Genomic DNA, 12942 nt, shown 5'->3' with positions numbered 1-12942 from the left:
CTTCACATGGAGGTCGGAGCTGGAGTAGGCCGGAGCGGGTCCGCACCGCGGCTGCTACAAGACCCAAGACCACAAGACCCAAGACCACGAGACCGAAGACCACAAGACCGAAGATAAAAGTCCGCCCACGAAAACGCAGACAGCAGATCTGCCCTGGTGGCGGCACACCGGCCGGCTCGTCGAGCCCGCCGGGGGAGGACAAAAATGCCTTTCGGACGGACCGGACAAAAGTTCTCGGTGCCCGAGAACGACGACAAGGTGATGACGTCGTGGGAGCAATTCCTCGGCGGTGACGAGTTCGGCTCCGACGCGCTGCGCCGGCTCGTCGATGATTCCTGGCGTCGCTCCCTCAACAACAGCGTGGACCCGCAACGCGACCAAGCCCCGCCGCCCATGCGCGAGGACTCGCTGCATTCCCTGCGCGACGACTGCCGCGAGCTGCTGGAGGCGAGCCAGCCGGTGATGGCCTCGGCGCGGGAGTTCCTGGCCGAGACCGGCACCGTGATGGTTCTCACCGACGGCGCCGGCGTCATCCTCAACCTGGAGGGGGACACGCGGCTGCGGGACGCGGCGGCGAACATCCACCTGCTGTCGGGCGCCAGCTGGAGCGAGCAGGCGTGCGGCACCAATGCCATCGGCACGGCCATCGAGGTCGGCCAGCCGGTGCAGATCCATTCGGCTGAGCACTATTGCTCGGGCATCAAGCGCTGGTCGTGCTCCGCCAACGTCATCCGCGATCCGTATGACGGCACCATTCTCGGCGTGGTCGATGTCTCCGGGCTTTCGGACACCTTCAATCGCCACAGCCTCGCCCTCGTGGTGGCGACGGCCGGGCGCATCGAGAATCGCCTTGCCCAGCAGGAGATGGACCTCCGCCTGCGCCTTCTCGACCACTGCATGGACCGCCTTTCGGGGGCGAGCAGCGACGGCGTGGTCGTGTTCGACCGCCGCGGCCGGGCGGTGAAGGCCAACGGCGCCGCCGCCGACGTGCTTCTCGACCTGCAGCGAACACGCGGCGAGGCGACGGGCGCCGGCCTCTCGCAGCTTCGGCTGAACTGGCGCAAGCAGGCCGTCTTGCCCGACGAGCTGCCGCCGTGGATGCGGCGCGAATGGCTCGAGCCGGTGGTGACCGATGGCGAGCGGCTCGGCATCGTGCTGCGCCTGCCCGGGCGCCGGGCCACGCCGTCCCGGACCGCGGGCCTCGACGCCGCCGCGAAGCCGGAGGCGGGGGACAATGCCTTCACGCGGATCGTCGGCGAGGCGCCCAGCCTGCGGCATGCCATCGGCCGGGCGCGCCAACTGGCGAAGAGCCGGGCGCCAGTTTTGCTGCTGGGCGAGACCGGCGTGGGCAAGGACGTGTTCGCCCAATGCCTGCACGCCGGCAGCGCCGGGCGTGACGGCGCATTCGTGGCGCTCAATTGCGGCGGCTTCTCCCGCGAGCTGCTGACGAGCGAGCTGTTCGGCTATGCGGAAGGCGCCTTCACCGGCGCGCGCCGCGGCGGCATGACCGGCAAGATCGAGGCTGCGGACGGCGGCACGCTGTTCCTCGACGAGATCGGCGAGATGCCGAAGGACCTGCAGCCCCACTTCCTGCGGGTCCTGGAATCGGGAGAGGTCTACCGCATCGGCGAAACGCGCCCGCGCAAGGTGAACCTGCGCCTCGTGGCCGCCACCAACCGCGACCTGCGGCGCGAGGTGGAAGCGGGGCGGTTCCGCATGGACCTGTTCTATCGCGTCGCGGTCACCAGCATCTCCATTCCCGCCCTGCGGGAGCGCGCCTCGGACATCCCGCTCCTCGCCGAGCATCTGGTGCAGGACCTCGCCAGGCGGCAGGGACTGGCGCCCCGCCGGCTCTCGCCCCGTGCGATCGAGGTGCTGCAAGCCTATGCGTGGCCGGGCAACGTGCGCGAGCTGCGCAACGTCATCGAAGGCATGCTCCTCATCGCCGAGGGGGAGGAACTGACCGAAGCCGACATCCCCGACGAGATCTGGACGGCGCCGGCGAGCGGCATCGCGACCCCGCTCGCCCAGGCCGGCGAGGCTGGCGAGGCGGAGCCTTTGCGCGGCCTCACCGGCATGGAGAATGCCGAGCGGCTCGCCCTGTTGCGTGCCATGCAGGCGCACAAGGGCAACATGACTGCGGTGGCCCGTGATCTGGGGATCGCCAAGAGCACGGTCTACGCCAAGCTCCGCCGCTTCGGCCTCGAAGGCGCGGTGGGCGAGACGCGGCGGGTCCAGATCTAGGCGCCTGTGCATAGCTTCCGCCTGTCCGGCACGCCGATTGCTTGAGAGCGTCGGCTTTCGCATCCCTCCCGAAAGCTTCCTCCACACCGCCGGTCTCGATCGGCGGTGTTTTTTTGTATGCGCGGGCATGGTGCGGCGCACGCCCCGCATTCATCGCGTCGCACAATAAAGACCGATTTTCGAACAGGCGTTCGCAAAGACGTCGATGCCTTTATCTCCAGATAAAGCGCAGGCATCAAAAACCAGCGCAAATAAACAATAGTCGAGACGCCGCCTGCCTTCCTCCTCTTGGCACGGCCCTTGCGATCCGGTTCGGGAGCCTTGCGGACCGTGTGTCGACCTGGCCGCGAGCGCTGCCGCGCTCCAGGCCTGCCGACGCACGTAGCCGCAGCCGGAGAAGAAGTGGGAGGAGAAAGAGCGTATGTCCCTGCAGATCAACATCGACAACGGCGGCACGCTGACGGACATCTGTATTCTGTCAGACGACGCGGTGAGAAAGACCAAGGTCCTCACCACGCCGTATGATCTCAGCAAATGCTTCTTCGAGGGCCTGACCAAGGCTTCCGGCGTGCTCTACGGCGCTCCGGATGTGAAGCGGCTGCTGGAGGAGGTGGACCTCATCCGCTATTCCACCACCCAGGGCACCAATGCGATCTGCGAGCGCAAGGGCCCGCGGCTCGGCCTCATCCTCGATGCGTCCGCGCACGACCTGCCGAGCCGCCTCGCGGCCCACGACCCGGATGTGTTCGAGGCCCTGGTGGGCGACCGGATCGCCTTCCTCGATGCCACCACCATCAGCGGCGCCGAGGCGGACGTGGAGGTGGCGAAGGCCATCAACACCCTCACCGCTGCCGGCGCCAACCGCCTGGTGGTGAGCTTCGGCGGCGCCGATTTCCAGGCGCTGGAGAACGACTTCCGCCTTGTCGCCCTGCGCAAGTATCCGCGCCACCTGCTCGGCGCCGTGCCGATCCTCTACGGCTCCGACCTCACCACCGACCCGGACGGCGAGCGGCGCACCTGGACGGCGCTCATCAACTCGTTCCTCCACCCCTCCATGGAGGCGTTCCTCTACAATGCGGAGAACCGGCTGCGGGCCTATCGCACCAAGAACCCGCTGCTCATCTTCCGCAATGACGGCGACGCCTCGCGCGTGGCCAAGACCATCGCCATCAAGACCTATTCGTCCGGCCCGCGCGGCGGCATGGAGGGCGTGAAGTCGTTCTCGCGCCGCTACGGCTTCGCCGACACCGTCTCCATCGACGTGGGCGGCACCACCACGGATATCGGCCAGTACATCGATGGCACCGTGGCCGAGGTGCGGCGCGGCCACGTGGAAGGCATCTCGGTCTCCTTCCCCCTGTGCGAAATCCTGAGCGCGGGGGCGGGCGGCTCCTCCATCTTCAAGGTGGTGGACGGGCGCGTCGTGATCGGACCCGAGAGCGTGGGCGCGGTGCCGGGGCCGGCCTGCTTCGGGCGCGGCGGGCGCGAGGCCACCATCACAGACGCCAGCCTGCTCATCGGCCTGTTCGATCCCACCTCCTATTTCGGCGGCGGCATGGGGCTCGACGCGGACCGCGCGGCGGCGGCGGTGACCGCCAGCGTTGCCACCCCGCTGGGGCTCGGCCTCGACGATGCGCTGCTGCGCATGGAATTCGCCTATGAGGAGAAGATCGCGGCGGAGCTTCACCGCTTCACCAAGATCTCCGATGAGACGGTGATGCTCGCCTTTGGCGGCGCCGGCCCCCTCAACGCCTGCGGCGTCGCCGAGAAGGCGGGCATTCGCCGGGTGGCGATCCCGCAGATGGCGGCGGTGTTCTCGGCCTACGGCATCGGCTCCTGCGATGTCTCCCAGCGCTATGCGGTGACGCTGAGCGATCCCGCCGAGCTTTCCGGCACCATCGCGGCGCTGAAGGTGAAGGCGTCGCGCGACATGTTCGCGGAAGGCTGCGCCGAAGGCACCTACACGCTCGATGCACGCCTCGTCGCCGACTTCGGTGACGGACGCACGCTGGTCCACGTGCTGGGTGACCAGTTGGAGGTTCCTGCCTCCTTCGCGGGAGCCCGCTCGGTGGAGGTGGAGCTGAAGGCGGTCCGCAGCCTACGCGAAGGCGCGGAACGGTCGGCCCGCTTCGCTCCCCGTTCGTCGGCCGCAGCTCATGGCAAGCGCAACGTGCTGATCCGCGATCGCGGGCGCATCGACGTGCCGGTCTACCGCCTCGCCGACCTCTCGGATGGCGACTTCGCGTCCGGCCCCGCCATCCTCGAGGAAGACTATTTCACCTGCCGGGTCCCCGAAAACTGGCAGTTCGTCATCAGCGACGCGGGCGACATCCTGCTGAGCCGGGAGGATTGAAGAAAATGAAAGTCGCCATGACCGAATATCTCCGCATCGACCTGAAGTCGGAGAGGTGGGAATGCCGCGTGTGCGATCACGAGATCGCGCCGGCCCGGGGCAACTACAAAGAAGGCCTTCTGGTCCACGATCGTGACCCGCGCGAGATCCATCCGCCGATCCTCGATCCGGACAAGTATCGCTTCACTTTCAGTCCCGACCCGGAATGGGTGCGCATCCTCGAATATTGCTGCCCCAGCTGCGGCACCCAGGTCGAGACCGAATATGCCGTGCCCGGCCACCCGCCGCTCCACGACATGGAAGTCGATCTCGATGCGCTCAAGGCCCAATGGGCCGCCCGCGGCGAGGCGGCGGCACCCTATGCCGGCCCGGCCGTGGTGCGTGACGACGGCCACGGACACTGAAACCCCGACGGTGCCGCCCATCCCCGCGCGGAGAGCGGCGGCACCTCCCCACAGCAAAACGAATGCGGCGCAACGCGCCCGCCAGCATCCTCAGGGAGGACACATGAAACGCGTCTCCGTGGACATCGGTGGTACCTTCACCGACTGCTTCGTGGTCTGGGACCAGCAGTATATCGAGGCCAAGGCCCTCACCACCCACCACAACCTCGCCATGGGTTTCAACGAGGCCCTCGGCAAGGCCTGCAACGTGCTGGGGCTCCAGCTTGAAGAGATCCTCAGCGCCGTGGACAGCGTGCGCTATGCCACCACCCTCGGCACCAACGCGCTCATCGAGCACAAGGGCCCCCGGATCGGCATGCTGGTGACCGCCGGCTACGAGGCCACCGTGCCGCTCAGCCGCGCCCGCGGCTATGGCGAGGGGCTGGACAATCTCGGCCAGCAGGACATGCCCAACGCCAAGCGCCCGGATCCGCTGGTGGAGGCGCACATGATCCGTGGCGTGCGCGAGCGGCTCGATTTCCAGGGCAAGCGCGTCATGCCCCTCGACGAGGAGGACGTGCGCACCCAGATCCGTGAGTTGGTGAACCGCGGCGCCCAGATCATCGTGGTGGCGCTGGTGAACGCCGTGGTGAACCCCGCGCACGAGCAGCGCATCGAGGAGATCATCCTCGAGGAGTATCCCTCCCACCTGCTCGGCGCCATCCCGGTCATCCTGTCCCACCAGGTGGCGGGGCGCAAAGGCGAGTATGTCCGCGCCACCTCGGCCATCGTGGACGGCTACCTGCACTCCACCATGTACCACGCGCTCTCGGCGCTGGAGCAGAACCTGCGGGCCCATCGCTACGACAAGCCCATGCTGGTGATCCACAATTCCGGCGGCATGGCGCAGCTCAACTCCACCGACGCGTTGCAGACCATCCATTCCGGCCCGGTCTCCGGCATTGGCGCCTCCGAGCATCTCGCCATGCTCACCGGGCTCGGCAATGTGGTGGCCACCGACATGGGCGGCACCAGCTACGACATCGGCATCGTGGTGGACGGCGGCGTGAAGCACTATGACTTCAACCCCGTCATCGACCGCTGGCTGGTCTCGGTGCCCATGGTGCATCTGGTGACGCTGGGCGCCGGCGGGGGCTCCATTGCCTCCTATGACCGCATGTACAAGACCGTGAAGTGCGGGCCCGAGAGCGCCGGCTCCGACCCCGGCCCCGCCTGCTACGATCGGGGCGGCATGCGGCCCACCGTGACCGACGCCGACCTTTTGCTCGGCTATCTCGACCCGTCGAACTATGCGGGCGGCTCCATTCCGCTCAACCCGCGCCGGGCGAGGTCGGCCATCGAGGATACCCTGTGCGACGAGCTTGATTGCTCGGTGATCGAGGCGGCGCTGCTGATCCGCGAGAAGGTGGACGACAACATGGCCAACGGCCTGTTCACCGAGCTGCGCGCCCGGGGCTACGACCCCAAGGACTTCACCATGCTCGCCTATGGCGGCAACGGCCCGCTGCACTGCTGCGGCATCGCCCAGAACCTCAACATCGACCGCATCCTGGCCCCGCCGCTCTCCTCGGTGTTCTCGGCGGTTGGCGCCGGCAACATGCACCAGCTCCATATCCATGAGCAGTCGCTCTACATGGTGCTGTACGACAGCAACACCCGCGCCCTGTTCGACGACTATGACCGCTTCAACGCCATCGTCGCCGACCTGAAGGAGCGCGGCACCCAGGACCTGCTGCGCCAGGGCGTTCCGCCCGCCGACATCCGCCACAACCTCGAACTGGACATGCGCTACGGCAACCAGCTGGTGCAGACCACGGCGGTGATCGAGAAGCACGCGGTGGACGGCCCGGCGGACGTGCTCGCCATCATCTCCCAATTCTCGGCGGACTACGGCAAGCGCTTCGGCGAGGGCTCGCAGGCGCCGGAGGCGGGCATCCGCATCAATACCATCCGCATCGCCGCCTATGTCCAGCACGAGACCGTGCAGTTCGACGACATCAAGCCGGTGCCGGAGCGTGAGCGCAAGGCGCCGCCGCCGCCCGCGGCGAGCCGCGTGTGCCACTTCGTGGGCCAGGACGGCCCGCTGGAGACGCCGGTGTGGAGCCGCGCCGACATCGGTCCAGGTGTCCAGATCGAGGGGCCGGCCATCATCGCCTCGGAGGTGACCACCTTCCTGGTCAATCCGGGCTGGAGCTTCGTGGCGGCGAAGCAGGGCGCCTCCTGGTTCCTGCGCGCCAAGGTCCCCGCCACCACGCACTGACGCCATTTCTCTCCCCGCCCCGCGCGGGGAGAGCACGCCTTTTGGCGCTGCGATCACCTGAGATAATCCGGGAGGATAAATCCATGAACGACATGAGCATCGCCGGCCGTGGCAAGCTGCCCAGCGCCGAAGAGGCCGCCCTGGTCAGGAAGTTCCTGAACGACACCACCTTGTTCCTCGGCCCCGACCCCGAGATCATGCAGAACCACGACCTCATGCCGCGTTCGGCGGACGAGGAAGAGGCCGTGGCCAAGGTGGCCGACAGCCACATCATCGCCAAGATCCGCGATCGCATCCAGGCCGGCTGCGACGAAGGCTACGAGATGGTGGAGCAGATGGGCGCCGCCCCCGGCGCCAAGTGGGGCGACGTGATCACCGGCGTGTATTCGGCCTCCGGTGACCTTGCCATTGCGTCCGCCGGCGGCGTGCTGATCTTTTCGGCGCTGGTGCACCACCCCATCAAGTTCATCATCAAGAACTGGATCAACGACCCCACCGTCGGGGTGCGCGAGGGCGACGGCTTCATCCACAACGACAGCCGCTACGGCAACGTCCACAACACCGACCAGTCGATGATCCTGCCCATCTTCCACCAGGGCAAGCTCGTGTGCTGGGTGGCCTCCACCGTGCACGAGGGCGAGAACGGCGCCATCGAGCCGGGCGGCATGCCTTCCATGGCGGAAAGCCCCTCGGACGAAGGGCTCAAGATGTCGCCCTTCAAGGTGGTTGAAAACTACCAGATCAAGCGCGATATCCTCACCTTCCTGCAGAATTCGGTGCGCGAGCCCAAGCTGCAATATGAAGACATGAAGGTGAAGCTGTTCGCCTGCCTGCGCATCAAGCAGCGCATCGAGGAGACGCTGAACACCGACGGCCCGGAGGCCCTCGTCTCCACCCTGCGCCTCACCATGGAGAACGTCCGCGCCGAGGTGAAGCGCCGCATTTCCGAGTGGCCGGACATGACGGTGCGCACCTACATCATCCAGGATTCGACCCTGCGCGAGAATTGCGTGGTGAAGATCAACTGCAAGCTCACCAAGACGGGCGACCGGCTGATCTTCGATTTCCGCGGCTCCGCGCCGGAATTCACCAACCGCGCCACCAATACCATCGTCGCCGGTCTCAAGGGCATGCTGGCGCAGGTGTTCCTGTGCTACGTGTGGCCGGACCTGCCGCGCGGCCAGGCGGCCTTCGCCCCCATCGAGGTCATCACTGACCCCCATTCCATCGTCAACTGCTCCTATGACGCGCCCAATTCGCAGAGCCTGATGTCCATCTTCACGGGCTTTACGGCGGGCCAGCATGCGGTGGCGAAGTTCCTCTATTCCTGCCCCGAGAAGTTCACCAAGGTGCACGCGCCCACCTTCAACATGATCAATACCTTCGTGTGGGGCGGTGTGTCCCAGCACGGCGAGACCCTCGGCAACCTTTGCGCCGACCTCAACGGCATGGGCGCCGGCGCCACCGTGGACCGGGACGGCGAGCATGCCCTCGCCCCCATCTTCGCCACCATGGCCGACATCGGCGAGCAGGAGCTGAACGAGGAGGAGGTGCCCTTCCTCCAGCTGGTGTCCAAGAAGATGACGCGGGACGCCATCGCTCCCGGTAAGTATCGCGGTGGCCAGGGCTACACCATGATGGTGGCCACCAAGGACAGTGAGCAATGGGGCTTCATGACCGTGTGTCAGGGCGCCAAGATTCCGCCGCTCCAGGGCCTGTTCGGCGGCTATGCCTGCGGCTGCTATCCGCTGTCCAAGGTGAAGGGTGTGGATGTCTATGACGTGCTGCTCAACACGCCGGAGAAGTTCAAGCACTCCATCGAGGAGATCATGAACGAGCAGCCCTTCGAGGGCGCCAGCTACACCACCCACCACATGGGCATGGGCTTTGAAATCTCGAAGCGCGGCGAGCTGTTCATGATCTCGCAGGGGGCCGGTGCCGGCTACGGCGATCTGCTGGAGCGCGACCCCAGGGGTGTCATCAAGGACATCGAGGAGGGCCTCATCTCCCCCGCGGTGGCCGCCCGCACTTACAAGGTGGCATTCGACCCAGAGACCCTCGCCATCGACGAGACGGCGACCGAAGAGGCGCGCGCCGCCGAGCGCAAGGCGCGCATCGCACGCTCCAAGCCCTATTCGGAGTTCGTGAAGCACTGGAGCAAGCCCACGCCGCCGACCCACCTGCAGTATTTCGGCGCGTGGGGCGATGATGTCCAAACCCTCTACATGGGCAGCCCCGAAAAGACCCGCGAAGCTGAAACCCCGCGCCCCAACTACATGCCGCATCCCAAGGATGTGCGCATCGCCGAGCTTGAGGCCCGTCTTGCCGCCGTCGGCGCCATGGGGGGCGAGAAGCAATGAGCCCACGGCTCGTGGATGCCCTGCCGCGTCCGTCCGGCGCGCCCGGGCTCAGGGTCTGGCTGAAGTCGTCGGGCTATGCCCGGCGCCTTCTGCTCGGGGAGGAGGGTGACCCTTGGGAGAGCGCGCCGCGCTATCTCTCCTTCTTCACCCAGGCCCATGGCCTGCTGCGGCCGGACGTGGGCGTGGTGGACGTGGGTGATCTCTACCGCTCCTGGGTGGGGCGGCATCCTGCCCTGAAGACGCAGATGGCGGCGAAATCCCGCGCCGCCTTCCCCCTCAAGCGCATGCTGGAGGAGGAAGGCCCCCGCCGGCTGCTGGCGGAGGTGGTGGAGGCAGTGGCGGCGAGCCTGCGCGGGCAGGCGCCGCTGGTGCTCGCCGCGCCCGCCCCCCGGCGCTGGCTCGCCGAGGCCGCCGCCTTCGCCGGGCGGGAGGGTGTCCCGATCGACGCCGACATGGTCGAGAGTGCCGCCATGTACATGGCGGACCTCGTGCGCGTGGTCTCGGCCCTTCCCATCGGCGGGCTGCTGCTGGAGGAGGACCAGGCGGCCGAAGACGGCGACATGGACGCGAGCCGGCCACTGGTGAACGTCGCCCGGCATTATCGCTGGGGCCTGGCCTTGCGCGGGCGTGACGGGGGCGCCACCCACGAGCTCGACACCCTCATCAGCACCGAGCCGGTCGAGGGTGGGGACTTCGCCCTCGGCCTCGACGTGAGCCGGGACCTGTGGAGCGGCGGGCCGCTCGCCGCGCTCGGTGGCGGCCAGTTCTACTTCGCCGAGATCCCCGAGGGGGCAGAGCCGGAAACCGTGCTCCAACAGCTCGCCCGGCTCCGGGCCTGAGCCACCCCGTCCGCCAGCGACCCCGGACCGTGGCCCACGCCCGGCCGGGGCAGGAGGCTCCATGTCCGTGCGCCTGCGGGGCGCGCGGACCAGCGCGGCGCGCCAAGGCCGCCCATCACCCAAAAATCATTCCGGAGGAAACATGATCCGTTCGTTCAAGGACATCGTCCTCGCCGTCTTCTGCGCCATGCTCGCCGGCTCTCCGGCCTGGGCTGCCGACGTGAATTCCGGCGACTACCTGCCTGCGCCCGCCGGCACCAACCTGCTGGTTTTCTACAGCCAGTATGCGACCCGCGACGAATATGTGAGCGCCTCGGGACAGACCATCTCCAACGGCACCGGTCTTGATTCTTACGTCAACATCCTGCGCTACGTGCATTACTTCGACATCGGCGGCTTCACGGTGGCGCCGCAGGTGCTCATCCCGGCCGGCACGCTCTACAACGGCCGGCTCGGTGGCGCCCCGTTCGAGGCCGCCGCCGGCCTCGGCGATCCCATCCTCGCGACCACGGTCTGGGTGGTGAACAACAAGGCGACGCAGACCTATATCGGCATCATGCCGTATCTGTTCCTGCCCGTTGGCCAATACAGCGCAGGTGACGTGCTGAACCTGGGCGAGAACCGCTGGAAGCTGGACCTGCAGGCCGGCTGGTACCAGGGCCTCACCAACGGCGTCGCGCTCCAGCTCACCGGCGACGCCATCTGGTATGGCGATAATGGGAGGGCGGGCAACGGCACGCAGACCCTGTCGCAAGACCCCACCTATCAGCTCCAGGCGTGGCTCTCCTACGCCTTTGCTCCCACCTGGTCGGCCGCGGTCGGCTATTCCCAGTTCTGGGGCGGTACCGAATATCTGGCCGGGGTGCCCACCGGGAATGAGACCGAGCGCTCGCAGGTGCGGTTCGAGCTGTCCAAGTTCATCACGCCGACGTTCCAGGTGCTGGGGCTGGTCCAGCGCGATGTCGCCACCTCGGGGGGCTTTCCCGAAGCGTTCCGCGGCACGGTTCGCCTGCTTCAGGTCTTTTAGGCTCGGGGGACCATCGCCCTGTTCGGGGCGATGGTCCGCAGGAGGTTTGCCGCAGACTTGGAGCCACAGACTTGGATCCGCAGACTTGGATCCGCAGACTTTGGAGCCTCCCGGATCGCGCACTACCACTGCGCCTCTGCGGCCATTGCCACCGGGCCGCCGTTGGTGGCCGTCCACAGCTTCAGCGTCCCGTTCGGCCCGTCCTCCGCATGGAGGACGTAGGGGGCATTGTCGAAGAGGGGCGACAGGCCGCGGAAGGAGAACCGGGCCGGGGGGCGGCCGCCCAGCTCCGCCGCATAGCGGTAGAGCTGCGTCGCCAGGAGCGGGCCATGCACCACCAGGCCGGGATAGCCCTCCACCTGGGTGACATAGGGGTGATCGTAGTGGATGCGGTGGCCGTTGAAGGTCAGCGCCGAATAGCGGAACAGCAAGGGTGCCGAGGGCACGATCTGGCGCCGGTGCCGTCCTTCGGCCGCAGGCGTGGGTGCCTTCTTCGGCGCGTCGCCGGCATCGAGGCCGCGATAGACGATGTCCTGGATCTCGGTCAGCACCGTCCGACCGCCGGCCTCGATCTCGTGCTTCACCGTCACGAAGCACAACGTGCCGGTGCGGCCCTCCTTCACGGACAGGTCTTCGACCCGCGACACCCGGCGCATGGTATCGCCGACCCTTAGGTCGTCGATGAACGCGAAGCGCCCGCCCGCCCACATGCGTCGGGGCAGCGGCACCGGCGGCAGGAAGCCGCCGCGCGCCGGGTGGCCGTCCGGACCGAGCCCGTGGGAGGGAACCGTCGGCTGGGCGAGGCACCAGTGCAGCAGCCGCGGCGCCACCTCACCGTCCGCCGGGTTTCCGGGCTCTTCGCCGAAGGTGGCGCGGAAGCGGCGAACCAGCGCCGGGTCCACCGCCTCGGTGCCGATATCCTCGCGGGCGATCCAGGTCCGCAGGTGGTCGATGTCCAGTTCGGGTGTCCCGGTCATGTCAGAAGGACCTCGGCAGGCCGAGCACGTGCTCGGCCACATAGCTCAGGATGAGATTGGTGGAGATCGGGGCCACCTGGTAGAGCCGCGTCTCGCGGAACTTGCGCTCCACGTCGTACTCGCAGGCGAAGCCGAAGCCGCCATGGAACTGGAGGCAGGCGTTGGCGGCTTCCCAGGAGGCCTTGGCGGCGAGGTATTTCGCCATGTTGGCCTGGGTCCCGCAGGGCTGGTGGGCATCATAGAGCCGGCAGGCCTCGAAGCGCATGAGGTTCGCCGCCTCCACCTCGATGAAGCTTTCCGCGATGGGGAATTGCACCCCCTGGTTCTGGCCGATGGGCCGGCCGAACACCACGCGCTCGCGGGCGTAGGCGGAAACCTTGTCGATGAACCAGTAGCCGTCGCCGATGCACTCGGCCGCGATCAGCGTGCGCTCGGCATTGAGGCCGGTGAGGATATATTTGAAGCCCTGGCCCTCCTC

General features: G+C 67.4%; 9 protein-coding genes. 7 read left to right on the top strand and 2 right to left on the bottom strand.

Going from position 1 to position 12942, the window contains the following annotated elements; translation table 11 throughout:
• The first annotated feature begins 204 nt into the window (after positions 1-204).
• The 7 genes from FZ033_RS14045 to FZ033_RS14015 all read left to right on the top strand — a co-directional run bounded on the left by FZ033_RS14045 (position 205) and on the right by FZ033_RS14015 (position 11487).
• A complete protein-coding gene (locus FZ033_RS14045) occupies positions 205-2244 on the top strand; it encodes a sigma-54-dependent Fis family transcriptional regulator (RefSeq protein ID WP_149576753.1) in 2040 nt (679 codons plus the stop codon).
• 421 nt (positions 2245-2665) lie between these two features.
• Positions 2666-4597, top strand: a complete 1932-nt coding sequence (locus FZ033_RS14040) for a hydantoinase/oxoprolinase family protein (protein ID WP_149576752.1) — start codon at positions 2666-2668, stop codon at positions 4595-4597.
• Positions 4598-4614: 17 nt separating this feature from the next.
• The gene (locus FZ033_RS14035) at positions 4615-5001 is read left to right on the top strand and encodes an acetone carboxylase subunit gamma (protein WP_149576751.1); all 387 of its coding nucleotides are present in this window, start codon (positions 4615-4617) and stop codon (positions 4999-5001) included.
• A gap of 103 nt (positions 5002-5104) precedes the next feature.
• Positions 5105-7261, top strand: a complete 2157-nt coding sequence (locus FZ033_RS14030; RefSeq protein ID WP_149576750.1) for a hydantoinase/oxoprolinase family protein — start codon at positions 5105-5107, stop codon at positions 7259-7261.
• Positions 7262-7344: 83 nt separating this feature from the next.
• Positions 7345-9621, top strand: coding sequence for a hydantoinase B/oxoprolinase family protein (locus FZ033_RS14025; RefSeq protein ID WP_149576749.1), 2277 nt, complete (start codon positions 7345-7347; stop codon positions 9619-9621).
• Positions 9618-10460: a hypothetical protein gene (locus tag FZ033_RS14020; RefSeq protein ID WP_149576748.1), complete on the top strand. Its 843-nt coding sequence runs from the start codon at positions 9618-9620 to the stop codon at positions 10458-10460. The genes FZ033_RS14025 and FZ033_RS14020 overlap by 4 nt, the downstream gene beginning before the upstream one ends.
• A 142-nt stretch (positions 10461-10602) precedes the next feature.
• A complete protein-coding gene (locus FZ033_RS14015) occupies positions 10603-11487 on the top strand; it encodes a transporter (RefSeq protein ID WP_149576747.1) in 885 nt (294 codons plus the stop codon).
• Between the two features lie 122 nt (positions 11488-11609).
• Here FZ033_RS14015 and FZ033_RS14010 read toward each other — a convergent pair whose 3' ends face one another.
• On the bottom strand, positions 11610-12464 hold the full coding sequence (locus FZ033_RS14010) for an FAS1-like dehydratase domain-containing protein (RefSeq protein ID WP_149576746.1): 855 nt from the start codon (positions 12462-12464) through the stop codon (positions 11610-11612).
• A 1-nt stretch (position 12465) separates the two neighbouring features.
• Positions 12466-12942, bottom strand: a 477-nt coding sequence (locus FZ033_RS14005) for an acyl-CoA dehydrogenase family protein (protein WP_149576745.1), incomplete at its 5' end; no start/stop codon positions are given.

Source organism: Xanthobacter oligotrophicus, from assembly GCF_008364685.1.
Classification (GTDB): Bacteria; Pseudomonadota; Alphaproteobacteria; order Rhizobiales; family Xanthobacteraceae; genus Xanthobacter; species Xanthobacter oligotrophicus.
This window is presented reverse-complemented; position numbering and strand designations above follow the sequence as displayed.

Bases quoted from the DNA above. Each gene is read 5' to 3' on its own strand.
- FZ033_RS14045 (WP_149576753.1), top strand. From the start codon at position 205: ATGCCTTTCGGACGGACCGGACAAAAGTTCTCGGTGCCCGAGAACGAC.
- FZ033_RS14040 (WP_149576752.1), top strand. From the start codon at position 2,666: ATGTCCCTGCAGATCAACATCGACAACGGCGGCACGCTGACGGACATC.
- FZ033_RS14035 (WP_149576751.1), top strand. From the start codon at position 4,615: ATGACCGAATATCTCCGCATCGACCTGAAGTCGGAGAGGTGGGAATGC.
- FZ033_RS14030 (WP_149576750.1), top strand. From the start codon at position 5,105: ATGAAACGCGTCTCCGTGGACATCGGTGGTACCTTCACCGACTGCTTC.
- FZ033_RS14025 (WP_149576749.1), top strand. From the start codon at position 7,345: ATGAACGACATGAGCATCGCCGGCCGTGGCAAGCTGCCCAGCGCCGAA.
- FZ033_RS14020 (WP_149576748.1), top strand. From the start codon at position 9,618: ATGAGCCCACGGCTCGTGGATGCCCTGCCGCGTCCGTCCGGCGCGCCC.
- FZ033_RS14015 (WP_149576747.1), top strand. From the start codon at position 10,603: ATGATCCGTTCGTTCAAGGACATCGTCCTCGCCGTCTTCTGCGCCATG.
- FZ033_RS14010 (WP_149576746.1), bottom strand. From the start codon at position 12,464: ATGACCGGGACACCCGAACTGGACATCGACCACCTGCGGACCTGGATC.